General features: G+C 40.4%; 23 protein-coding genes, 1 tRNA gene and 1 riboswitch. Of the genes, 13 read left to right on the plus strand and 11 right to left on the minus strand.

The window, feature by feature from the left end:
* Positions 1–138: 138 nt before the first annotated feature.
* Together K1X76_00285 and K1X76_00290 are read right to left on the minus strand one after the other, a co-directional pair.
* Entirely contained in the window at positions 139–387 is a 249-nt protein-coding gene (locus tag K1X76_00285) for a hypothetical protein (protein MBX7147494.1), read from the minus strand.
* Positions 384–1,247, minus strand: coding sequence for a TIGR02147 family protein (locus K1X76_00290; GenBank protein ID MBX7147495.1), 864 nt, complete (start codon positions 1,245–1,247; stop codon positions 384–386). The genes K1X76_00285 and K1X76_00290 overlap by 4 nt, the downstream gene beginning before the upstream one ends.
* 236 nt (positions 1,248–1,483) lie before the next feature.
* Here K1X76_00290 and K1X76_00295 point away from each other — a divergent pair, with 236 nt between their 5' ends.
* A complete protein-coding gene (locus tag K1X76_00295) occupies positions 1,484–1,993 on the plus strand; it encodes a secondary thiamine-phosphate synthase enzyme YjbQ (GenBank protein MBX7147496.1) in 510 nt (169 codons plus the stop codon).
* A 10-nt stretch (positions 1,994–2,003) separates the two neighbouring features.
* Complete coding sequence (locus tag K1X76_00300) at positions 2,004–2,963, plus strand: D-2-hydroxyacid dehydrogenase (protein ID MBX7147497.1); 960 nt, start codon at positions 2,004–2,006, stop codon at positions 2,961–2,963.
* Here the strand turns inward: K1X76_00300 and K1X76_00305 are convergent.
* On the minus strand, positions 2,956–3,333 hold the full coding sequence (locus K1X76_00305) for a methylglyoxal synthase (GenBank protein ID MBX7147498.1): 378 nt from the start codon (positions 3,331–3,333) through the stop codon (positions 2,956–2,958). The two genes, K1X76_00300 and K1X76_00305, sit on opposite strands and share 8 nt — an antisense overlap.
* An 82-nt stretch (positions 3,334–3,415) precedes the next feature.
* On the opposite strand from K1X76_00305, the gene K1X76_00310 reads away from it, so the two are divergent.
* Positions 3,416–4,018, plus strand: a complete 603-nt coding sequence (locus K1X76_00310) for a helicase (GenBank protein ID MBX7147499.1) — start codon at positions 3,416–3,418, stop codon at positions 4,016–4,018.
* 163 nt (positions 4,019–4,181) lie between these two features.
* Here the strand turns inward: K1X76_00310 and K1X76_00315 are convergent, their stop codons facing one another.
* Both K1X76_00315 and K1X76_00320 read right to left on the minus strand, forming a co-directional pair.
* Entirely contained in the window at positions 4,182–5,228 is a 1,047-nt protein-coding gene (locus tag K1X76_00315; GenBank protein ID MBX7147500.1) for a beta-lactamase family protein, read from the minus strand.
* Positions 5,221–6,126, minus strand: coding sequence for an LD-carboxypeptidase (locus tag K1X76_00320; GenBank protein MBX7147501.1), 906 nt, complete (start codon positions 6,124–6,126; stop codon positions 5,221–5,223). Before K1X76_00320 ends, K1X76_00315 begins: the two co-directional genes overlap by 8 nt.
* A gap of 294 nt (positions 6,127–6,420) precedes the next feature.
* On the opposite strand from K1X76_00320, the gene K1X76_00325 reads away from it, so the two are divergent.
* The 3 genes from K1X76_00325 to K1X76_00335 are packed head-to-tail and all read left to right on the plus strand — an operon-like array spanning position 6,421 to position 9,633.
* Complete coding sequence (locus K1X76_00325; protein MBX7147502.1) at positions 6,421–7,491, plus strand: thiamine pyrophosphate-dependent dehydrogenase E1 component subunit alpha; 1,071 nt, start codon at positions 6,421–6,423, stop codon at positions 7,489–7,491.
* A complete protein-coding gene (locus K1X76_00330) occupies positions 7,488–8,465 on the plus strand; it encodes an alpha-ketoacid dehydrogenase subunit beta (GenBank protein ID MBX7147503.1) in 978 nt (325 codons plus the stop codon). Before K1X76_00325 ends, K1X76_00330 begins: the two co-directional genes overlap by 4 nt.
* 1 nt (position 8,466) lies before the next feature.
* Positions 8,467–9,633 (plus strand): 2-oxo acid dehydrogenase subunit E2, encoded by a 1,167-nt coding sequence (locus K1X76_00335; protein MBX7147504.1) that lies wholly within the window; start codon positions 8,467–8,469, stop codon positions 9,631–9,633.
* On the opposite strand, the gene K1X76_00340 is transcribed toward K1X76_00335, so the two are convergent.
* From K1X76_00340 to K1X76_00355, 4 genes are all read right to left on the minus strand, one after another.
* On the minus strand, positions 9,630–10,289 hold the full coding sequence (locus tag K1X76_00340; GenBank protein MBX7147505.1) for a 2-hydroxychromene-2-carboxylate isomerase: 660 nt from the start codon (positions 10,287–10,289) through the stop codon (positions 9,630–9,632). The two genes, K1X76_00335 and K1X76_00340, sit on opposite strands and share 4 nt — an antisense overlap.
* 20 nt (positions 10,290–10,309) lie before the next feature.
* Complete coding sequence (locus tag K1X76_00345) at positions 10,310–10,855, minus strand: hypothetical protein (protein ID MBX7147506.1); 546 nt, start codon at positions 10,853–10,855, stop codon at positions 10,310–10,312.
* 88 nt (positions 10,856–10,943) lie between these two features.
* Entirely contained in the window at positions 10,944–11,768 is an 825-nt protein-coding gene (gene dinD / locus K1X76_00350) for a DNA damage-inducible protein D (GenBank protein MBX7147507.1), read from the minus strand.
* A gap of 931 nt (positions 11,769–12,699) precedes the next feature.
* The gene (locus K1X76_00355) at positions 12,700–13,314 is read right to left on the minus strand and encodes a CPBP family intramembrane metalloprotease (protein ID MBX7147508.1); all 615 of its coding nucleotides are present in this window, start codon (positions 13,312–13,314) and stop codon (positions 12,700–12,702) included.
* A gap of 45 nt (positions 13,315–13,359) precedes the next feature.
* On the opposite strand from K1X76_00355, the gene K1X76_00360 reads away from it, so the two are divergent.
* On the plus strand, positions 13,360–14,412 hold the full coding sequence (locus K1X76_00360; protein MBX7147509.1) for a mechanosensitive ion channel family protein: 1,053 nt from the start codon (positions 13,360–13,362) through the stop codon (positions 14,410–14,412).
* Here the strand turns inward: K1X76_00360 and K1X76_00365 are convergent.
* Positions 14,402–15,070, minus strand: coding sequence for a hypothetical protein (locus tag K1X76_00365; protein ID MBX7147510.1), 669 nt, complete (start codon positions 15,068–15,070; stop codon positions 14,402–14,404). The genes K1X76_00360 and K1X76_00365 overlap by 11 nt on opposite strands.
* 89 nt (positions 15,071–15,159) lie before the next feature.
* Here K1X76_00365 and K1X76_00370 point away from each other — a divergent pair.
* From K1X76_00370 to K1X76_00395, 6 genes are all read left to right on the plus strand, one after another.
* Positions 15,160–15,230: transfer RNA gene (locus K1X76_00370), tRNA-Gln, on the plus strand.
* 116 nt (positions 15,231–15,346) lie between these two features.
* Positions 15,347–16,366 carry an RNA polymerase factor sigma-32 gene (locus K1X76_00375; GenBank protein ID MBX7147511.1) on the plus strand — a complete coding sequence of 340 codons (1,020 nt, stop codon included), beginning with the start codon at positions 15,347–15,349 and terminating at the stop codon, positions 16,364–16,366.
* Complete coding sequence (locus K1X76_00380; protein MBX7147512.1) at positions 16,363–17,043, plus strand: hypothetical protein; 681 nt, start codon at positions 16,363–16,365, stop codon at positions 17,041–17,043. Before K1X76_00375 ends, K1X76_00380 begins: the two co-directional genes overlap by 4 nt.
* Before the next feature lie 84 nt (positions 17,044–17,127).
* Positions 17,128–17,901: an SDR family oxidoreductase gene (locus K1X76_00385; protein MBX7147513.1), complete on the plus strand. Its 774-nt coding sequence runs from the start codon at positions 17,128–17,130 to the stop codon at positions 17,899–17,901.
* A 95-nt stretch (positions 17,902–17,996) separates the two neighbouring features.
* A riboswitch (cobalamin riboswitch) is annotated at positions 17,997–18,200 on the plus strand.
* A 113-nt stretch (positions 18,201–18,313) separates the two neighbouring features.
* Positions 18,314–19,612, plus strand: a complete 1,299-nt coding sequence (locus K1X76_00390) for a hypothetical protein (protein MBX7147514.1) — start codon at positions 18,314–18,316, stop codon at positions 19,610–19,612.
* A gap of 232 nt (positions 19,613–19,844) precedes the next feature.
* The gene (locus K1X76_00395; GenBank protein ID MBX7147515.1) at positions 19,845–21,311 is read left to right on the plus strand and encodes a hypothetical protein; all 1,467 of its coding nucleotides are present in this window, start codon (positions 19,845–19,847) and stop codon (positions 21,309–21,311) included.
* A 25-nt stretch (positions 21,312–21,336) separates the two neighbouring features.
* Here K1X76_00395 and K1X76_00400 read toward each other — a convergent pair whose 3' ends face one another.
* Positions 21,337–22,269: a hypothetical protein gene (locus K1X76_00400; GenBank protein MBX7147516.1), complete on the minus strand. Its 933-nt coding sequence runs from the start codon at positions 22,267–22,269 to the stop codon at positions 21,337–21,339.
* Between the last annotated feature and the right edge of the window lie 314 nt (positions 22,270–22,583).

Below are 22,583 nucleotides of genomic sequence, written 5' to 3' on the forward strand. Positions count from 1 at the left end.
TATTACTACTACTATTGCAGTTGATGACAAAAAAAATCAAAGACACACTTAAAAAATTTCGTATTAAGTTTTTCATATTTTATTCTTTCTATAGACCTCTCGTTATTATTAAGCCCCCTTCCCCCTTTATTTATAAAATTATCCCTCTTCTTCGGCCGGACATTCTTCATCCGGATCGATAATATTCTCATCTGGACATTCACATTCGGTTTCACTTAACAGAATGCCACCACTTGCCTCACACAATGTCTCTTCATCAGCTGGCCCTATACCACAATTTCCACAACCAGGATCAGGCGTTGGGTTTCCCGTATTAGTTCCATTGCCGCAGGCAACAAAACTAACCAACAACAACATGCTCATTATTTTTAAAACAAAAGACTTCATTTTTTAACTCCTGTCTTAACCCCCGGATTGGTATCTTTACTAAGTGGAAAAAGCTGAAAATTGAGTTGATAGACCCTAGTTTGACTTTTTTCGGCATCGGCTAACGCAAGCAATTCTTTACGAAACGCCTGAATCATCAATTTAAAGCGGTTAAAATTTTCAGGCGACAGTCCAAAAGTAACCGATGAAATTTCTCTTTCGGATGCAGAAATGATATCGAGCGCTTCGCCTGCCTTTTGCATCATCTCGCGATGAAATTGCACCACCAAGCTACTCACCACTTCATCACCGGTGGAAACAAGAGATTCACTCTGCGTGTATTTTCCCTCTTCATCTTTTTTAAGAAGGCCAAGGGACTCAAGATCATCCAGTGCTTTTTTAGCCTCGTGAGTGGTGATGGAGGGTGTGAGCTGGCGCGCTACCCATTCCGGATCGGAAACGAAATAGGGGCTGGCCGCCAGCTCACGGATAGGAACATAATACCAGTTGGTATAATAAGCATGCTGCGCTTCTTTAAGCGGGTTTACCTTTTTATAATAGTTGGTGCTAATAAGGCCTTCGGCAAAATGACGTTTTTCATCCGAGGTTGTAGCCTGATTAAGCATAACTAAGTTGCGAAATAAGCCACGCTCCTCTTTATTAAGCTTAAAAGCACCAGCCACTTTATCGATAGAATCGTTAGAGAGATTCCGCTTCCCATCTATTACTAGTTTAAAAAAATTGGGGGACTTAAAACCGGCCTGTCGCGACAAAAAACGAAACGATACTTTGCCCTTGGATTCTTTATGATAAAGATACAGGTCCTTTAAATAAGTACGGTAATTGTCATAGGTAAAAATATTAGGTTTTACAGTTTCCATAATTTCCTTGTATATAGTATCGGTTAATATGTCACGAAAGTTGCTAATAAAATGTATTCTTTTAGAATACACCATATAAACTATTATATTAATTAAATATATGATAAATAACAATAAAATTTATTTTTAAATATTAATAATTATAAATATTTTACTATTTTAGTTATCAATACTGATATCGATCACAAAAAATATTGGCAATGCGCATACCTTTAGGTTAAGGCGTGGAACTCGTTATGAAAACTTTCTTCAAACAACTTAAAATTGACTCCGATCAAAACAATCTTTTAACTTTAGACCCCAAATTAAAAGACCATGTGCAAGATTTGGATTATTTTTACGTGAATGATTTAACCGAACAAAGTTATGATTGGGTAAAAGAAAGCGGCATTCAAAATGGCCTTTTAACCATTCAAACAATGCACACCACATGCTTTATCAGTGTGAACGAATTAGATGAACCCTGCCTGTTGGGCGATATCAATAACATGCTCCGCGAAGTTGCCCCTAAAACAAAATCGTACTTACACAACGGTCCTTTACGCTGGAAAAATCTCTGTGCCGACGATCACAAATGCGATCGCAATGGCGATGCCCATGTTAAATCATTCCTCTTTGGTAACCCATCACAAACAGTGATTGTGAAAGATGGCACACCCCTTTGGGGACAATGGCAACGTGTGTGCTTAATTGATTTAGATGGGCCTCGCAATCGTCAGGTTGCTGTGCAAATTTTGGGTGAATAAAATTTTTAGTATGAATAATCCGAGTGTTGTATTTTTAGATGCGTCTACGCTCGATTTAGGTGATATAGATTTATCTCCGCTCTATAAAAAAGCCCGTCTAGTATGTTATAGCGACACTAAATCGTTTCAAGTAATAACACGACTTAAGCAAGCCGATATAGCCATCATCAATAAAATTGTTCTTAAAGAAAAGGAATTAAAACAATTACCACAGCTTAAGCTTATCAGCGTAGCGGCCACCGGCGTTAATAATGTTGATTTGGATTATTGCGCCAAAAATAAAATAGCCGTTACCAATGTAGCCGGCTATTCCACCACAACTGTTGCCGAACATGCCCTGATGATGATGCTGGCCACTTCTCACCGTTTAGTAGAACATCGTGATAGTACTCTTGCTAAAAAATGGAGCCGCTCGCCTCACTTTGCACTACTTGATTATCCATTTCGCGATTTACGCGGTAAAACATTGGGCATAATAGGCTATGGCAATATTGGCAAAGAAGTATCTCGTTTAGCGCGTGCCTTTGGCATGACCGTGTTAGCATCCCAAATACCAGGGCGCAGTACAAAGGGCAGAGTTTCTTTTAAAACCGTTTTGAAAAAAAGTGATTTTATCTCGCTCCACTGTCCGCTCTCACGCCACACCCATCATCTCATCAATAAAACATCGCTCAAGATGATGAAAAAGGATTGCGTCCTTCTTAATTTAGCGCGTGGACCTGTAGTCAATGAGCCCGATGTAGCACAAGCCTTAAAACAAAACAGGCTCGCCTGTTATGCAACGGATGTGATGCAACAAGAACCTCCATCGGCCAATAATCCTCTCTTTGATAAAAAAATCAGAAATAAAGTGCTCATTACCCCGCACGTAGCCTGGGCCAGCCTGGAATCGCGCCAAAGATTGACGGATGAAATGGGAAAAAATATTGAGGCTTTTTTAAAAGGAAAAAAGAGAAACCGACTTATTTAAACATTTTTCGGGAAGCCATGAGAGCATCGGCCGTAGACCTATTACAAGCTACCGGAATATCCCACACCGCCGCCACACGCAAAAGAGCCTTTACATCTGGATCGTGTGGTTGAGGTTCTAGCGGATCCCAAAAGAAAACCAGCATGTCCACTTTACCTTCAGTAATCAAAGCTCCAATTTGTTGATCGCCCCCTAAGGGCCCGCTGTTTAATTTTTTAACTTTTAGTTTAAATTCATTCTGAATGAGTGTGCCGGTAGTACCCGTAGCAATAATATTAAGCTTTTTAATAATATGTAGATGAGCCTTTATCCACTTGAGAATTTCTGGCTTTTTATTGTCGTGGGCTACAATTGCGATGCTTTTTTTCATGTGACGCTAAACTATCACAAAAAAAATGAAGGCTAAACAGTTTTCTGTTGAATTTTGTATGGAATTATTGCTTTAAGAAAGCATGGTAAAAGACTCCCGTTTAGTACTCGATTTAGAAACCAAAAAAACTTTTGATGAAGTAGGAGGCCGCAACAACCTGGCCGAGCTTGGCATTTCGGTTGTGGGTGTGTACGATTATGCAACCAATACCTACAAGGCCTACCAAGAACACGAGTTTGGCGTTCTGCAAAATCTGCTTATCAATGCTTCGCTCATCATTGGGTTTAATCACCTATATTTCGACATGCCTGTGTTACAACCCTATCTTTCGGTAGATGTTACCAAACTTCCCTTGTTTGACATCATGGACGATCTTAAAAATATTTTGGGTCATCGTGTGGGGCTCGATAGCGTAGCTCAGGCTACTCTTAACGTAGGTAAAAACGGACACGGGCTGGATGCTATCCGTTACTGGCGCGAGGGTAAAATAGAAGAACTCAAAAATTACTGTTTAAATGACGTAAAAGTAACCAAAGAAGTTTTTGATTACGGTGTTGCCAACGGGAAAATTTCCTACTTATCCAAGCTGGGTAACCAGAAAAAGGAAGTTAAGGTAGACTGGAAAAAATACAAAAAACCGGTAAGCGACACGCCTGCCGCTCCTGCTCAATATAAATTATTTTAATGGATGAAGCGCCCAAAATTTGTGAGCTGTGTAAAACAATTCTGGAATTTGTGCACGGCCATGGTGCCTGCCTAAATAGCACATGCCCCCTCTTTGGCCAAAACCAGGCTCCTTGTTGTGATGGAGAAAACATTTGTCCCACAGATTCTGCCGATAAAAACTCTTATTGATGTAAATTTTCTACAATCACATCGTGCGCTTTAGGCCTGAATTTTTTAATAGCCTCGTTTATTCGTGTGGGATGAATGCGGTTGGTAAGTAAAATAACAGAAAAATCTTTTTTACGGTCCCACCAAAAAGAAGTGCCGGTATAACCCAGATGACCCACCGACAATTCTGAAAAATATTTGCCGGATGACGAAGGAAAGCTGGGCGTATCAAAACCAAGAGTAAAGCCACCACTAGCTGGCTTTGTTAAAAAAGTTTTAAGGACTGCCGGATTAACAAAAGTACTCTCGCCTTTTTCAACTTTCCTTAACTCTATGAGATACCCCGCTACATCCCGCGCTGTGCCAAACAGGCCGGCATGGCCGGCAACACCATTAAGCAGATAACAACGCTCATCCATCGCTTCGCCCAATAAAATTTTATTGCGCAACGGACAGAGCTCGGTGGCCACAAAATGACTTTCTGTTTTATCAAGCGGCTTACTGATTGGATTATAAAATAGATTTAGCTTCAGGGGATTGGCAATTTCATTTTTAAATAATACATCAAGGGGTAATGAAAATATTTTTTCTAAAATAAAACCCAATAATAAATAACCCAAATCACTGTACACCACTTTAGTCCCCACGGGGTTTTCTAAAGACTCGGAAACAATTTTATCCGTCATCCACTGTTTTATGTCAGCTGGATGCGATTCTTTCTCATATTCTTTATAAGCAGCAAGACCGGAAGAGTGATTGAGCAAATGAGCTAATGTTATTTGTGGATTTGCTTTCGAAAAATATTTGGAAAGAGGATCATGAAGGGAACAAAGTTTTCGTTCTACCGCCTTCATGAAGAGTGTCGCGGTCGCAATGGGCTTTGTAAGAGAGGCAATATCAAAAAATAAATGGGGCGTTAAGGCACGCTCTATAGGTTCTTTTTGCGCCAAGCCATACACTTTTTCAAAAACAATCTTCTGATGACTCAACACAAGAACACTGGCCCCGGGAAAAACGCCATCGGCTAAAGCTTGTTCGAATAAAGAATCAATTTTATTCAAGAGGACTTTCCAGATACTTGAGGGTTTTATTTGTGGCGTTAAGCTCCACCTTGGCTCCAAAAGCCAGTGTCACTTTTTGCGCCCCATGGCCTGCCGGAAAATTATATAGCACCGGGCCTTTAAAATCTTTTAAAACATCCTTGATGGTTTCAATATAATGCTCGTTCTCACCACCATTTACAAAATTTCCAAATATAATTCCCTTGGCCTTTTTAAGTTTTCCAGCCAATTTGAGCTGAGTCAGCATGCGGTCTACCGCGTAGGGTTTTTCGTTAATATCTTCAAAAAATAATATTTTGTTCGTCGTATCAAGCTCATAAGGAGTGGCCAATGTAGAAATGATGAGAGATAGACATCCCCCAGTCAGCATGCCCTGCGCCCTACCCTTTTTTAAGCACACAGTTTCGTCAAACTGGTAAAACGGTTTTTGCACAATTCCGGTAAGTGTTTGAAAAAGTGTTTTTTCGGTTAAAAGATCCACTGGTGGCGTTAAGTCTTTAGCTACTACCGGCCCGTAAAAAGTAATCCATTTCTTTTTTTGCGTGAGATAATTTAAAAGTGGCGTGATATCGCTATAGCCCATCACAATTTTAGGATGGCTGGGCTTCATCATCTTATCAACAAAGGGCAAAATACGCATCATCCCGTAACCACCACGGGCAAAAAACAGCGCGTTTATTTTTTTATTTGATAAAAGAGAAAGCAGCTCTTTAGCACGTCTGGCATCGTTACCAGCCAGATAATTTTTCTTTTCAAAGATATCGTCTTTGTAAAAAACTTTATAATCTTTAGACCGAAGATGCTCCACAGCGGCTAAAAATTTATCTTTTTCAAATGGACTCGCCGAGGCCGCAATACCGATAATGTCACCATCTCTTAGTTGTTTTGCTTTTTTCATCTTCTTATAAAAAACTCTCTAAACACTTTCTTGAAATTACTTAAAAATCCCTGGAGGGACCTTTCTTATATTGAGACCCTCCGTCGTCAATTGGAACAACCGGGATACAATAGACCCAATTGGCGGTGGCGGAGCGTCGCTCGGGTCGGCCCGAGCGTAAGCGTGTCTCAATATAAGAAAGGTTCTGGAAGGGATTTTTAAGTAATTTCTCCCACTTAACGCACCACATCAAAATCTACCTCAGAATAAAGATTTCCATAGACGGAATCAACGCCTTTCTTTTACAATTTGCATATGCCCATGCTGGATTCACAAGATCTGCATGGATTCAAACCGAGCGGGGATGCACAACAACCCCAGGAACTGGCAACACATGGTTTGATCCATTCTCTCCTCACCAAGCAAGACTTGCTGAATCTCTACCATTATCTGGTTTTAACCCGCACCCTGGAAGACAAAATTCATTACATATGCTCACACCAAAACCCCAAAAACCCACTTATTATCGGTAAAGGTTATTTATCAACGGGACAAGAAGCGGTGTCTATTGGGGCTGCTTATACGCTGAAAGAAAACGATTGGGTGGCACAAAGCCATCGTGATTTTGGTTGTTTGCTCATGCGCGGACTGACGGTGGATGATTTGCTCATGCAATATTTTAGTAAAGTAGATGGCCCCACCAAGGGACGCGATGCCAATGTGCACCTGGGAAACACGCAAAAAAGAATATTGGGATTTATCTCGCACATGGGTGCCATGCTTCCTGCTGCCAACGGTGTAGCCTGGGCCTCCAAATACAAAGGCGAAAACAATGTTACACTCGCCTTTTTTGGCGATGGTGCCTCCTCACAGGGTGCTGTGCACGAAGCCATGAATTACGCAGCCGTGTTTAAACTGCCCGTTGTTTTTATTTGCAACAATAATGGCTGGGCTATTTCTACACCCACCCATCAGCAATATGCCATTCAGGATATCTCGGCACGAGCCAGCGCTTACGGCATGCCAGGATCAACATGCGACGGCAATAATGTGGTAGAGGTTTATAATCACCTTAAAAAAGCCGTTGATCATGCAAGAAATGGTAATGGCCCAAGTTTAGTAGAATGCAAAACCATGCGCATGGCTGGCCACGGCACACACGACCGCGCTCAATACATGCCTAAAGATCAAATAGAATATTGGAAGTCCCGCGACCCCATTTCAAATTTTGAACAAAGATTGATCAATAATGGGGTCGCGGATGATTTTTTATTTAAAAACAAAAAAGAAGAACTCGCCCAACTGGTGAATGAGGCTGTGGAACGGATTAGTCAAATGCCGGGGCCCACAGTGGATAAGCAGTTGGACGATGTATTTGCAAAATGAATCGACCCCTCTATTACGCCGATGCCATTAAAGAAGCACTGGCTCTAGAAATGCGCCGTGATGACAACGTGTACATTTTTGGAGAAGATATTGCCCAATATGGCGGCGTGTTTGGAGTGACTAAAGGTTTAGTGGATGAATTTGGCGAAAAGCGTGTGCGCAACACACCGCTAAGTGAAATTGCGATTATGGGCGAAGCTGTTGGGGCGGCCGTGGCGGGGTTAGTTCCTGTTCCTGAAATTCAATTTTCAGATTTCCTCACCACGGCCATGTCCCCTTTGGTAGATTTAGCCGCTACGTATCATTACCGCATTGGCACCGCTCTACCCATCACCATTAGAGCTCCCAGCGGAGGCGCCATGAATATCGGCAATTTTCATTCTAAATGTTTAGAAAGCTGGTTTACACACGTGCCGGGGTTAAAAGTAGTGGTGCCCGCTACCGCCCACGATGCCAAAGGGCTTTTGATCAGTGCCATAAGAGATAAAAACCCCGTTTTATTTTTTGAACAAAAAAAGCTCTATCGTGAAATTAAAGATGATGTACCCGAGGGTGATTATACGGTGCCCCTGGGAAAAGCCAATATTGACCGCGAAGGAAAAGATATTTCGATCATTACCTATGGAACACCAGTTCATTGGGCAAGACAAGCGCGTGAGGAATTAAAACAAAAAAATATTTTTGCCGAAATTGTCGATCTACGGACACTGGCCCCTTTAGATAAAGACACCATTAAAGAATCGTTTAAAAAAACAAACCGCGCCATTGTGCTGCACGAAGCCCCTAAAACAAGCGGCTTTGGAGCCGAGATTGCTGCTATGTTAGAAGAAGAGTGTTTTCATGATTTAGCAGCACCCATTGTGAGGATTGGAGCTAAACACATGCCTGTTCCTACAAATCCAACGCTCGAGCAATATTATTTACCCAGTATTCAAGACATTACAACGGCAGCAGAAAAATTAATGGAGTATTAAAATGACGCAAATTTATCTCACCATGCCTCAACCCGGTGAAACTATTACCGAGGGAAAAATCATCCGCTGGATTGCAAAAGAGGGCGATATGATCAAAGAAGGCGATATTGTGAGCGAGCTAGAAACAGAAAAAGCTCTCTTTGAATTTGAATCGCCCTTTGAAGGCCGTATTACAACGCTTATACATCACAATGGAGATAATGTTCCCGTAGGCGAACCAATTGCAGTGCTAGAAGTGGAAGATTCTAAAGCCAAAAACTATTTAATGATGGGCTTGGGTCAAAAAGGCCCGGAAGTTTCTCAAACAACGATTATAGAAACTAAAAAAGAAACTCCGGTTAAAAACAAGGCCCCTCTTTCTCATTCACCTTATATACGGAAAATGATCACGCAGCACAATCTCTCTGACAAACAAATTGAAGATTATTTAGAACAGCATCAAAAAGAAAAACTCACCAAGGAGGATATTGAGAAACTGATAAAACCGAACCTGGATTCCGGCCTACGCCGGAATGGCACAGATCTTTACCAAGACATCCCCGTCTCTCCTATCCGCGAACGCATTGCTCAAAATATGCTTAAAGCGGTAACCACTATCCCGCACGCGCATACCAATGTGACCATTGATATGACTAAAATTGTAGAAAAACGAAAACAAACAAAACAAAATTATTTGGTTCTTCTGTGGCCGGCATTAAAAGCCGCTATTCAAAAACACCCGTTGGTAAACGCTACTTATAAAAATGATCCGCCCACGATCCGTACTTTTAATAAAATTCACTTGGGGGTGAGTGTAGATACCGATAAAGGGCTTTTTGTTCCTGTGCTAAAAGATGCCCATCTTGAAAAAGATTTCGAAACAAAATGGAACTCTTTGCTTCAAAAAACAAAAGACAACAAGCTGAGTGTGGATGAAGTTACCGGCGCCACATTTACGTTTAACAATTTTGGATATTTTGGAACAAACGTAGGGGTCCAAATTATTCCCTACCCGCAAGCAGCAAGTTTAGGCATGGGCCGCATTGAAAAACGCCCGTGGATTGTGGGTGAAGGTATTGCTATACGCTCTGTATCGGAATGGACTTTAGCCTTTGATCACCGCGTGATGGACGGACGCGATGCCGCCCGCTTTATGGAAACGTTAAAAGAATTAATCGAACAAGCTTAAATTTGTTTTCTATCGGCCCCACGCGGGCGATTCATCATCTCTTGAAATAATTTCCGATCAATATCCAGCTTGCCCTGGAGATATAATTCGAGATGCTCCAAACGGTCGTTGCCCCAGAATACTTCGTCATCCACCACAAATGAAGGCACACCAAACACGTTTTGGTTAATTGCCTTATCGGTATTTTCTTTTAATTTGTTTTTGATAGCGAGATCGTTTGCTTTCGCAAGTAACGCATCGGCGTCGTACTTATTATTCATAAGAATGGACCGAACAACGTTAGCATCTGATATGTCAAGCCCCTCTTCCCACGACGCTTTTGAAAAAATGTTTGCCAGCTTAAAGCATTCATCACCTTCACCTAAAGACGTTAAAATTCGCAAAACTGTGAGTGGATTATAAGGATGTTGCGGTGGCAGCTTCATTTGAATTCCCAAAATTTTTCCAAAACGTAAAATCTCTTTCATCACATTCACGCGCTTGGCTGCTATTTCAGCCGGCCCCTTTTGCCCATGGGCATTGAGAAGGCCTGCAAATAAAACGGGAACGTATTTGATTTGTACATTTTGATTTCGTTTTAAAAACGCAGGCAGGCCATGAAAAGCCATATGCACATACGGACTGATGGGGTCAAAATAATAAGTGACGGTTTTCATAGTATTTCGCATGCTATGAATTAACTTAGAACATCAGAAGCAAAATTTACTAAATGTAAATACCCTTTAAGGCCACCAAAATGAGGAAATTTTAGTTTCGTACCATGTTTATCTCTAGCATCAAGCTGAACCTGCCCATCGGGCGTATTTACAGTATAAATCGCTTTATTTCTGTTTGGATCTATATTCCAATAAACATCAGGCATTTTATGAGCATATGCCGATCGAATTAAAAAAATAATTTCACGAAGTGCATTTAAATCAGATGGGGTTTTTTCCCAATTTCGAAAACTACTTTTACCATGCCTAATTGAAAGGGCCTCGTCTACGGCAATAGTACAAGCGGCAAGCGATGCCATTAGTTGATTCATGACTGCCTTGTTCAATTCTTCTTGATTTATAATATCCCATTCAGGGACATCAAAAGTTACATCATTCTGAATATTAAAAGTAACTTTGGGCTTAAATATATTAAAATCGATTTTGGCATTAAAACAACATACCACCAGTTTTACAGCAAAAGTAAACTGTTGTAATGCCCAATAAACACTTTCTTTTTCTGTCATAATTTTTTGATGCCTTTCTACCACCCACAACATCCAGATCAAGCAAAAGCACATTTCAACGAATATGAATTTACTCTTAATATAAACCTTAATTCTTCAATCTTTTCTCTTCTTTTTTCTCTCTAACTTTTTTCCTTTGTACTTTCTTAATACTGTCAGGGGTTGGCAAGTGCTCTGGCATGGTACCACCTAATTCTTTTATGGTTTCCCTCACCTTTTGGCCCACATTATAGTGGGTTTGATTAGCTTGAAATTTATTTTGATGCGGTTCTCGCTTGAGTTTTTCTTCTGTTTGGGTAGCACGAAATAAATTAGCAGCTAATTCTGTACTTCCCATATGATCCAAAATTTTTTGACTTTTCTTTAAGTTTTTTTTCGAATGAATATCCTTCGCTCCTAAACCCCCATATAGTCCTTTGTAACCAAAATCCTGAAAAATAGCATAATCAAGAGGTTCTCTTACTCCCGCTTTTTTAGCTACCTCGGCAAGGTGAATATTATGCTTGGAAATTTCATCACGCAAAAGTAAACGTTTTTCATTTTCACGATCTTGCTCCGAAAGCTCCTGTTTCCTGGTTTGAATTGCAAAATAGGTTTGGCCTTTGGCTACTATTTCTTTGGAGGGATCAGCATTTTGGACAATCAAATAACAAGCATACCGCGATAACAAAACAGTGGGCATCACCCTATTTGCTCCTGACCCGAGAACCACATTTTCTGTGGTATCAATAAAATGCTGTTCGGCGATATTACCACTATTGATACAGGCCAACTTTGCTTTATCGATAACGGCTTGAAAATTTCTATACTCGAAATATTCAAGTATCTTTCCTAAATCACGAGACGACCAATATTCTTTTCCATTGGGATCCATTTTTTTGGCTATTTCAAAAATATTTTTGGAACCGACCATCAAATCATCTTTTTTCTCTTCCATATGATAACCTCTTGTTTTTTATACAAAACCATTTCGTGCATACCCACGAGATGGTCCATATCACTCCATAAAGAGTTCACTTTTCAAGAGAAAATATCTTAGGATCACTTTGCCAAAGCTGGCAAAATGATCCAAGCAACCTAAAGTAATTTTCATAGGTGTAAAAATTACTAAATAATCTTTATTTATCAATAATTTTTGATCATGCCTGGCCAAAAGCACCATTTTGCCGGCATTGGCAAAATGGTATGGAGCGGTTACATCTCTATACAGTATCTGGCACCGAGCTATTCTGAATAAAAATCGATTCTAACATTGAATCGAGAGTTAGATATTTGTCTGGTAATTTTAATAAATTGTAATTAGGACATGCTTACAAAATTCTGAAATAAATATAGTGAACTATAAACCCCATCTCCGAAGACAATTATTATAATTTCGTTTTGCTTCTTGATAATCACTATCTGTGATAGTTTTTTTCATAAATATACTATATTTAGATTTTCGTTCGGGTGATAATTCATCATATTCAAAGCCAGATATATATCGAGATAATGAAGAATCATCCTCATATATTTGTAATAATCGATAATCAATATTTTTTTGAATTACCCAATTAATATACCCATCATACTCGTGCCTTTGACAATAAGATCGAATGCCCATTGGGCGTAATTGAAACCAAATAAATAATAAAAAGCCGATAATAGATCCTATAACTATTTTATTTTTTTTAGTCATATAAATATAGTGCAAAACGTGTTTACAAAACCATAAAAAATAAACAAGTTTTTTGATCTGACAGGTCTTAATAAAGCTTTATAACTCCTCCATAACAGTTTCATGTCTATTTCTGGAACTGTTCCCGTTCACAATACAAGTAAAAATTAAAAAATATGCAGTAACTTTATTGTTGGAAGCCTAATAGCCATAGCGCCACAAAATTATTAAAAAAGTGGCAAAGGATACAGAGCCACAAGTTTTGTTCTTTAGCGTACAAGCGGCTGATGTAAAACCCCAACACTAAAAGTCCGGGTAAAAACCAGGGATTTAAATGCGCTACGCCAAATACAATGGTTGCTGTTGCTACCGCAAAAGACGCACTCTGTTTTTTTAAGAGCGCATTGAGATAAAAACCTCTAAAGAAAAATTCTTCGCACACAGCAGGCATCAACGCATAAAACGCCACATCACGCACGTTACTAAAACTAGCATCCTGCGGCATCATATTTAAAATCCATTCGGGGATAGGAAAAAAATAATCGGTAAGGGTGACGAGTGACATGGCTATAAACGAAACCGCCAGCATTTGCAGAAGTATTTTAAAAATTAATTTGAGAGAAGGAAAACTTAAAGATGGATCCTCCGCCTTAGGCGGACCGGAATGACGATGGGTGATTATATAAACAACCCCAGGAATTAAAAAAAAGGCAATTTGCGCCACATATAAATAATCCATCCCCAATACCTGTCCGGTGAGATGGTAAAGAATAATAAGAATAATGGCTAAAAAGTGGAGCATGGATCCTTTCTTGATTTTCCTTCCACAACCTGCCAAATACCCCTTATGGACGCATCATTACAAGCTTTTATCGCTAACTTTAAAGGCCTGCCCCCTTGGGTGCTTCACTATGGTTTTCCACTGTCGTTAATTTTATTTTTAGCTGTTCAGCGTTTTGTTATTCGACGTATTCAAAAGCAGATTACTTTCTTTTCAAGTGAAAGGCTTAAAATACTAGCTGGGTTAAAAAACCCGCTCACAATTTTAATTTTGGCTGTGTTTATACGTCTTGCCGGTCTTGTTTATAAAATTTCTGGCGACTGGAAAGATTTTTTTGTTCTCACACCCAAAATTCTCATTTTTCTGGCAGTCGCTCAAACCATCAAACATGCTCTTTTAACACTCATTACTCGAGTAACAAAACATAACCATTCCTTAAGCATTTACGAAGCCATGTTAAGCGTGCTTGTGAATGTGGCCATTTACTCCATGCTGCTTATTGTAGTGCTCGATCTCTTTGGTATTTCGGTAACACCACTGGTAGCATCACTGGGTATTGGAAGCGCCGCTGTAGCACTGGCTTTGCAAAAAACCTTGTCCGATTTTATAAGCGGCCTTCATCTTATTATGGATAAACCCATTAGCGTGGGGCATTTTGTACGTTTGGATAGTGGCGAAGAAGGGCTTGTAGAACAAATTGGCTGGCGCAATAGCCGCATACGTACCATGGCCAATAATACAGTAGTTATGCCCAACTCAAAACTGGCCGATACAACGCTGGTTAATTTTAACATGCCCGAAAAAGAACTGGCTGTGCCAGTTGAAGTATCGGTAGCTTACGAGAGCAATCTGGAACACGTAGAAAAAATTACGCTTGAAGTAGCCGAACAAACGCTAACCACGCATGCGCATTTAACGTCATCTTTTAAGCCCCTGCTTCGATTTCATACCTTTGGCGATTCGGGAATAGGATTTACTGTTGTTTTACGCGCACGGGAATATGGCGATCAATACATCATTAAAAGTCAGTTTATTAAATCGCTTCACAAGCGCTACGAGCAAGAAGGCATTATTATTCCTTACCCTCAACGGGTAGTATGGTCCAAAACTACTTCTTAAAAATGAGTGCCTGAATTTTTTGTATGTTTAATTCGGATAGTTTTACAGCTGGCAATTTGCGCGTTTCTTTTTTTGAACTCACCAAATTTTCACCTTTTTGCACCTCGGTTACTAAAACTCCTGTGCTCCAATTCACATCAACTTTTGTGCCCGATAACTCAAGTCCATCGTTAGTAGAATCGGTATAGCCAATAAGATACCAATCGTTATTTTGATAACGAAGACGATAGACTTGCCCCCAACGGTCACGGCTGCCACCATAAAACGAAACCACCACAGCCCCACGCTCAATACTTAAATTATCCAACGGATCACCAAATACACCGCCGCAATTTTTACACATGATAAAATCGCCTTTTACAGCGGATAATTTATACGTGTTGTCGGGATTTTTAAACGCTAAAACAAGATAACGGTCGCGCTTATCATTATCGGGCTGAATATCGATTGTTTTCTCCCAATCGGGCGCTAACACCAAAGCCAAGTCATTTAATTTATCGCCGTTTAAATCGCCTTCGGCCTGATTTTTAATAAAATAGCCGGCTGGCACAAAGTTTTGAGGGCTAGCCCCTGCCTGTGGAATTGTGGGAACTTGAGCTAAAACCGGGAAAGAAAAAAAAGCCAATAAAGCAAAAAATGGAATAGTTTTCATAATCATATTTATAACAAAGTCTCTAAAAATCCAGAAGAACTTGTTTTTGACAAAGACAGGCCATCTGCTATAGGTCTTTTTTACATTTTTATTGCTCCGGGCTCGTCCAACGGCAGGACATTTGACTCTGACTCAAAGAATCAAGGTTCGAATCCTTGGCCCGGATCACAATTTTTTGTTCTGCGGTCAGCGGTTCCCAAATGCTCCCTCCTCCCTATTCGGTCGGCGCATTCGGGGCCCTAGGTTCGAATCCTTGGCCCGGATCATTTTTAAGATTTCACCATGGCTCCTAAAAAATCCAAAAAGCCTGATAAAAAAGAAGAAAAGAGAGCCTTACCCGTCCCTGTCACTCCCGCTATCGTGGCAGAGGTTGAAGAAAAAGAGCCCGAGGAAGAATCTGAAAACGCTCTTGTTCCTATTAAAGCCGACGACAGCCTACCCTCCAGAAGCGATCCTTTGTATGCTTATATGCGCGAGGTCAATCGCTATCCTCTTTTATCCCGCGAAGAAGAAGCCGAAATTGTGAAGCATTATTTACAACATCAAGATCGCGAATCAGCTCAAAAACTGGTGACATCTAATCTCCGTCTTGTGGTCAAAATTGCCATGGAATATCGCCGTGCCTTTACAAACGTGCTCGACCTTATTCAGGAAGGCAACATGGGGCTCATGCGCGCGGTAATTAAGTATGATCCCACTAAAGGCACCCGTTTTTCGTACTATGCCTCGTGGTGGATTAAGGCATTTATTTTAAAATACCTGCTCGATAATTTTAGCCTGGTTAAAATTGGAACCACTCAAGCGCAAAAGAAGCTGTTTTATAATTTGATGAAAGAAAAACAAAAGATTGAAGCCATGGGTTTTACGCCCAAAGCCAAGCTTTTGTCGGATACGCTTAATGTAAAAGAAAAAGAAGTGGTAGAAATGGAACAACGCATGGGCGGGCGCGACATGCGGCTGGATGCCCCCAACCCGCACGCCGAAGGAAAACTCAATATGGATCTTTTTGTTCCCGAAAACGATGCTGCCACTTCAGCCCAGGCCACTACCGAACAAAACGAGCTTAAAAATATTTTGTTTAAAAATTTGGATGAGTTTGTGGGAACGCTTAAAGAAAAAGAGCAAAAAATATTTAGCGAACGTCTTTATGCAGAACTTCCCAAAACTTTGCAGGAAATTGCCGACGAATATGGCATTACCCGCGAACGCGTACGCCAATTGGAAGAACGAGTGGTTGATAAGCTCAAAAACTTTTTTTCGGAAAAAGGCTTTGAAGTTGATTTAACAAAAGGAAAGAAATGATTTTTCAAACCGCTACCATCGCCGCCTCAAAAGCTATTACGCCTTTGTGCCAGCATATCGAGCTTAATGCTCCGGCTTTAGTAAGCTCGTTTACTATTCCGGGTCAATATGCGGTAATAAAAGCAGAAGGTTTAAAAGATGGCTTTTTTGCCATGAGTTCAAACCCGGGTGATGCCCCTGTCAGTTTTCTTGTTAAAAAAGCATCTCCCACAGCAACACATATTGCCGGGCTTAAAGTGGGAGACACACTGACGATTAGCGATGCTCAAGGCAAAGGTTACGCCTTGGAAAAAGCTCAGGGCAAAAATGTATTTTTGTTTGCTGTGGGCTCAGCCATTGCCCCTATCCGTTCGGCTGTTTTATACTTGCTTCAACAACGCGCTCACTATAAGGGCATCACGCTTTATTATGGTGCTTTAAATGGAAGCGAATTTGCCTACGAAGCCGATTTTGATACTTGGGAATCGCAGGGAGTAAAAATAATTACAACAGTCGCCCCTGCTCCCGATAAAAACTGGAGAGGACTGACGGGCTTTGTACAAAATCATATCCCTGAAACTCCTTTAGGTAACGACACGATCGCCTGCGTGTGCGGTATGCCCGATATGATGAAAGAGGTATCGGCTAAATTAATGAGTTTAGGATTGCCTCAAGAAAATATTTTAACCAATTATTAGTCTCTTACGGAAAATAGTTATGCGGAGCATAAATAGTTTCCGATAAGAGACTTATCCCGTTTATCGGGATTAAGAGGAGAACCTATGAGCACCAAAGTAGCCATTGTAACCGGTGGTATTAAAGGAACCGGAAAAGAAATTATTAAACAATTTATCGATCGCGGCGTGAACATTATTACCATTTTTAGAAAAGATGTAGAAAGTGCCGAAAAATTCAAAAAGGAAATGGAAACATCCGGTGTAACAGTAGACGTGTTCCAGGCCGATATGGGTGTGGTGGAGGATGTGAATAAATTATTCGATTTTGCGAAGGAGAAATACGGCCACCTCGATTATTTTATAGCCAATGCCGCCGCCACAGCCTTTAAACCTCTGGCCGATATCAAACCTCATCACGTAGAAAAAACTTTTGCCATTACAGTAACAGGTTTCATTGTAGCCTGCCAACGTGCCTCGGAACTGATGAAGGGTCGTAAAGGTAAAATTGTGGCGATCAGCGGTTACGACACTCATACGTATTTGCCCCGTCACGGCGTATTGGGTGCCGCTAAAGCCGCCATGGAAACTTTGGTGAAATATTTTGGTGTGGAATTAGCTCCGTTAGGTATAAGTGTAAACGCAGTTAACCCCGGATTTCTCGCTACACAATCCACTCAAATTTACATGGGCCCTTTTTACGATAAAATTAAACAGGCCAATGAATCCATCACGCCCATGGGTGGCGTTACTGGTGGAAAAGAAATTGCCGATGTGGTGACGTTTTTATGCAGCGAAGAATCCCGCTGGATTTGCGGCCAGACAATACGTGCCGATGGTGGCCTGTCGCATATTCAACCACTAGCTTTGCCAGAAGATTAGCCCTTTTAGTAATAACAGAGCCTTCTAAACACCCTATTGACATTTGTCTATAAAACCGACTAGTGACCCCTCATTGGTTGTAAGACCTAGTAACCATAAAGCCGAGCGATGCTTGTCTCTATGGAACTAGCTCTAAAGGAAGTCCGGTGTAATTCCGGCACGGTCCCGCCGCTGTAAGCTGGGGGTCTTTTTAAGATCAACCTCTGTGCAAAGCAAGTCACTGTCCCGAACTATCGGGGTGGGAAGACCGCACAAGAGGCCAGCAAGTCAGAATACCAGCCAATCCATTCAAAATTATTTGGATGTGCAGTGCGAGCGACACTTTGTTTTGGTTCCTTCCTTTTGGAATTTTTCCCCAAGACATCGTCTGTTCTCGCTTGTTGAAAATATAAAAATTCAACAGGAGAATCCCATGAAAAAATATCTTTCTTTATTTACTATTCTATTTCTATTTGCCGCTTGTGGCAGTGTACAAAACCAAGCAACAGGCAGCATTAACGATGATGATTTAGATAACGTATTAAGTCCGCTTGATGACCCTGATACTGATATCCCTGAGGATAGTGATGAAATTGTGTATGACGATACCTTTGTTGCTTACATGTACGGAACGGCATATGGTTCTAATGGCCAGCTTTTTCTTACTTCTACAGCAACGCTTGATACACTTTTTAACAGCGGCGTTCCTAGCTTGGGCAATGATGCCATTATCAAAGCTCAAAATAATTTGGTGTATGTTTTGCACCGTGGAGGAGCATTCGTTTCGGGCTCTACCGATAACGTGCAAATTATTGATCCGGCCAATAGCTTTGCAACGGTCAATCAATGGTCTACCGGTAACGGCACCAACCCACAGGACATCATTATTATTGATAATAAAGCCTTCATCAGCTTAGGCAATCCAGAATCCGATCCGGATAATGTGGCCGATAATGGTAAACCCGGCGACGTAATTGTGATGAATTTAGATACTGGTAACATCGAAAATCGCATCAGCTTTTTTGATTTGTTAAATGATGATGATTACAAAGCATCTAATGCCAACAAAATGTTGCTTATTGACGATAAAATTTATGTATTGGTTCAGGATTTAGGCGAAGGCTTTAATCCTTATGCCATTAATGCAGCAGGGCATTTAGTCACATTGGATGCCACCACCGGCGAGCGCCTGGATAGCATTACCCTGGCGGGGCGTAATCCTGTAGGGTTGGCCGTTAGTCACGATAAAAAAACAATCTATGTTTCTTTTGGAGCTCCATTTGATGACTGGTTTACAATAAACGAATACGAAACGGATGAATTTGGCGGCTTACAAATTTTATCGGCCGCCGATACAACGCACAGTACTTTTATTGCCGATAATAGTTTTGGAGGATATTTGGAAGGCATTGCCACCGGTAATGGTCTGTTGTACGTTACCATTTCTCATTACAATGCTTCAAATTTTAGTTTTACCTCCAACATTTGGACCATGGATGAGACCAACACAAACGTAGAAGGTTTTTTTAACCTATTGCCTGCAGCACAAGACATTAGAACTTTTGCCATAGCGCCGGATGGTAATTTATGGGTTTCGTACCGAACCATTTTTAAAGAAACCGGCATAGCAGGTGATGCCACAGTAGAAATTTTGGACGGCATCACCGGCGATTATACTGGCACAACATACACGCCCAGTGCGCCCGTAGTTTCTATCGCCTTTGAAAAATAGACCAACAAGGAATCCGGGGGCCGTAAATAACGACGGCCCCCGGACCCCAATTTTGTAGTCTTCTGTGGTTTTTTCCCCGCATGTTTTTTACAAGTTTTCTTTTCTCACTTTTTACCACCTATAAATAGTTGATTTATATATATAATTTTAAATCATTTTTCTTTATTTTGGCTTCAAAATTGCATATCTATTGATTGGGCACAATTAGGGAAATCAACACTTGGAGGACCCTATGCGCCTTTTTTTATTTCTGTTAGCTTTCTTTTTAACCTCAACAGCTTATGCCCAAACCATTGATCAGCTTTTCGATGTACGGATTGATGATGCCTTTTTCTACAATGATGATGTAGCTAACCTTATACCAGAATCTTCCGCTGATTATGCAGTTGATAAAATGATTTATGACCCAAACCTTTCGCGTATGGTGGGGGGCGGAACTCATGGCACCGAATACATCACCCTCATTCAATATTTTATGGAACCACAAGACAGCAGAACCACTTTTGGTGAATTTGATAAGGTTTATTATTACGATTTAAATGCTAATAAAAAACCAACCCGTGTTGTGAGCTTGATGAGCGACTCTAATTATTATTACATGCTGGCAGAATATACTTTAGGCACAGGTGAGTACGCCAAATTTGGCAGCACCATTTTAAAAATTGAAAAACGAAATCCCAATCATTACGAAGAAAAAGATCTTTCCACCATTTTTATGACACCTCAGTATGATGCTTCTAAATCTTTAAAAGGTGGCTTTGCCGAATTATCGGTTGATAACAATAAAATTATAGGCAGCGTAACACAAGTAAAGCGCACTTTTGTGTTTGTTTTATCCACTAGCACTTTAATGCCCACAAATTTTGGTCGCGATCAAACAAGCCCCGAAGGGCGTGTTGGGGTAACCGACGGTATACCGGATGGTTATACTGTAATAGATATGCCTAAAGGTGGCAATGTAGGTGCACGCGTTAACGGAGGCTACGTTATTTTTACAAAAGATGCCGATCCTCTTGGTAATCATTATGCTGTTTTTATTGACCGTAATGGATTTGTTAAAAATGAATTTAATGATGCAGGTAAAAATTACCGTACATATCACTTTGCGGAAGATGATTTTAGTTTAGTGGGTGTTAAATACAACAGGCCCACCAACCAAATTATTATTGTTGGCACCATTGAATGCAGCAATAAAATTTTAATTAGCCGCCTAAGACAAAACAACGGACGTGCAGATATTGAGAACACCAATGTTATTGAAGAAGATCTTGCTTATCAACATGCTATCACGGTCGCCGATTTCGTTGTACGTCCCGAATCGGGCATTATTATTTTATTTGGTAAATATACCATATTTGAAATGCGTCCACCGGGTTATGGGTTTTATACAAGTGAGGATCAAATTGAAAACGACTTGGCTTTAGGCGCTGATGTTTTTCGAATTAAAAATGCCTATGTTGCTGTTATAGGAAACGATAATGAAATGATCAATTTAGGAACATCCACTGCTATTACCTCGGACTTTTTGGAAAAGGCCTATATTTTAACAAGAATTGGCATTAGCTATAATGCAGCGGGGTTTACCGCTGGCGCTACATATTCTAATAATTATTTGTATATGACAGGCCTCATGGATAATGATTATATGCCCTTTGTTAAAGTGGAATACACCCCACCGGTTTCAAAGTTTGTGCGATAGCAAATTGTTCAAAGGAAAATATATATCAGTCTCCAGACACATTACTGTAATAATCGCTAGGGGTTAATTCTGAATAACCTAAATTTGGTTCTTTTTTAGATACAGACATTGGCTCAGGTGAAGGCTCTGCGGCGGCGGCCTTTGTAACAAGAGTAGCCGATGCAGCAGCAATTTTAGCAGCACGCGCGACCGCTAAATCGATTACCTCACCCCCGGCTGCAGCCGTAGTTGCGCTTTCAGCCGTTGTTGCAACACTTGTTTCACCAGCAAGCGGAAGATAAGAAAACGCCAATTCTGTAAGAGGCAGTGCAAACAAACCAGCTAAAAAACCAGTTCTATAAATGTTTGTATCATTATCAGAAAAATCTACCTTTTCTGTTTTAATCTTTAAAACTGATGAGTTTGGATTTGGACGATTTACCTCTTCAACCGGAGTATCTGAATAGCGTTTTTCCAAAAATTGTTGTGCACCCCTTCTTTCTTCTTCAATATATTCACGACAGGTGCTCTCTGGAAGTTTTGTATGAATACTAAGCTTGGGGTTTCCTAAACCCAACAAGTAAAAGGGATGATTTTGCAAAAAATCTTTACCAATCTGCGTATTAGCTTTTCTTTGTAAACCGCCCGCTCCATCTGATAATTTTGAATCGGTAGAATAACTTGGTTGTGTGGGCAAACCGGCAACAACATCAACAATAGATCTTACCAAGGTTTGATCTTGATCTGTTAAATTTAAAAGCAGTTCATCAGCACAGATTTGCGAAATGATTGTATTGTTAATAAAAAGACCCGAAAAGCTAGAATCACTCTCTTTACATTGTTCCGATAAGCGCGCTTGACAGCCGGCTATGTAAAATGTTTCAGCCAATTGAACAGCCTGATCATTTACACGACCGCTTAGCAGATTATCAATATTAACACCAAGAAATTGCGCTCTTACAATTGGACCAGTACCCATAAAAATTACCTCTTCATACTTAATTGACTACAAAAAGTTATCGTCATTTTTTTGAAAGAATTGCCTGATATTCATTCCTTCTTCTCACTTTCTGCATCCAAACTGTTATCACCTCCTTATCCCCAGCTGTGGAAAAGCCTGTTGATATTAATGTATGGCAATGTAGGGCAATAAAAAGGGTCTGAAGCCCCGTATAAAAGAAAGGTTTTGGGGACTCTACCCCCTAAGCTTGCAAAAGTTCTGCTAAGAGATTTAAAAATACAAATAATTTCAATTATTTAAATATGAAACAAAAAAGCTTTATTGGCATAAAG

The sequence above is a fragment of the bacterium genome (assembly GCA_019695305.1).
In the GTDB taxonomy this organism is placed as follows: domain Bacteria; phylum UBA10199; class UBA10199; order UBA10199; family JAIBAG01; genus JAIBAG01.

Excerpts from the sequence above, each read along its gene's own strand:
- K1X76_00290 (MBX7147495.1), bottom strand. The coding sequence starts at position 1,247 with ATGGAAACTGTAAAACCTAATATTTTTACCTATGACAATTACCGTACT.
- K1X76_00340 (MBX7147505.1), bottom strand. The coding sequence starts at position 10,289 with ATGAAAACCGTCACTTATTATTTTGACCCCATCAGTCCGTATGTGCAT.
- K1X76_00320 (MBX7147501.1), bottom strand. The coding sequence starts at position 6,126 with ATGAAAAAAGCAAAACAACTAAGAGATGGTGACATTATCGGTATTGCG.
- K1X76_00355 (MBX7147508.1), bottom strand. The coding sequence starts at position 13,314 with ATGCTCCACTTTTTAGCCATTATTCTTATTATTCTTTACCATCTCACC.
- K1X76_00335 (MBX7147504.1), top strand. The coding sequence starts at position 8,467 with ATGACGCAAATTTATCTCACCATGCCTCAACCCGGTGAAACTATTACC.
- K1X76_00310 (MBX7147499.1), top strand. The coding sequence starts at position 3,416 with ATGGTAAAAGACTCCCGTTTAGTACTCGATTTAGAAACCAAAAAAACT.
- dinD (MBX7147507.1), bottom strand. The coding sequence starts at position 11,768 with ATGGTCGGTTCCAAAAATATTTTTGAAATAGCCAAAAAAATGGATCCC.
- K1X76_00330 (MBX7147503.1), top strand. The coding sequence starts at position 7,488 with ATGAATCGACCCCTCTATTACGCCGATGCCATTAAAGAAGCACTGGCT.
- K1X76_00400 (MBX7147516.1), bottom strand. The coding sequence starts at position 22,269 with ATGGGTACTGGTCCAATTGTAAGAGCGCAATTTCTTGGTGTTAATATT.
- K1X76_00345 (MBX7147506.1), bottom strand. The coding sequence starts at position 10,855 with ATGACAGAAAAAGAAAGTGTTTATTGGGCATTACAACAGTTTACTTTT.
- K1X76_00295 (MBX7147496.1), top strand. The coding sequence starts at position 1,484 with ATGAAAACTTTCTTCAAACAACTTAAAATTGACTCCGATCAAAACAAT.
- K1X76_00305 (MBX7147498.1), bottom strand. The coding sequence starts at position 3,333 with ATGAAAAAAAGCATCGCAATTGTAGCCCACGACAATAAAAAGCCAGAA.
- K1X76_00325 (MBX7147502.1), top strand. The coding sequence starts at position 6,421 with ATGCCCATGCTGGATTCACAAGATCTGCATGGATTCAAACCGAGCGGG.
- K1X76_00390 (MBX7147514.1), top strand. The coding sequence starts at position 18,314 with ATGAAAAAATATCTTTCTTTATTTACTATTCTATTTCTATTTGCCGCT.
- K1X76_00385 (MBX7147513.1), top strand. The coding sequence starts at position 17,128 with ATGAGCACCAAAGTAGCCATTGTAACCGGTGGTATTAAAGGAACCGGA.
- K1X76_00395 (MBX7147515.1), top strand. The coding sequence starts at position 19,845 with ATGCGCCTTTTTTTATTTCTGTTAGCTTTCTTTTTAACCTCAACAGCT.
- K1X76_00380 (MBX7147512.1), top strand. The coding sequence starts at position 16,363 with ATGATTTTTCAAACCGCTACCATCGCCGCCTCAAAAGCTATTACGCCT.
- K1X76_00285 (MBX7147494.1), bottom strand. The coding sequence starts at position 387 with ATGAAGTCTTTTGTTTTAAAAATAATGAGCATGTTGTTGTTGGTTAGT.
- K1X76_00375 (MBX7147511.1), top strand. The coding sequence starts at position 15,347 with ATGGCTCCTAAAAAATCCAAAAAGCCTGATAAAAAAGAAGAAAAGAGA.
- K1X76_00360 (MBX7147509.1), top strand. The coding sequence starts at position 13,360 with ATGGACGCATCATTACAAGCTTTTATCGCTAACTTTAAAGGCCTGCCC.
- K1X76_00300 (MBX7147497.1), top strand. The coding sequence starts at position 2,004 with ATGAATAATCCGAGTGTTGTATTTTTAGATGCGTCTACGCTCGATTTA.
- K1X76_00365 (MBX7147510.1), bottom strand. The coding sequence starts at position 15,070 with ATGATTATGAAAACTATTCCATTTTTTGCTTTATTGGCTTTTTTTTCT.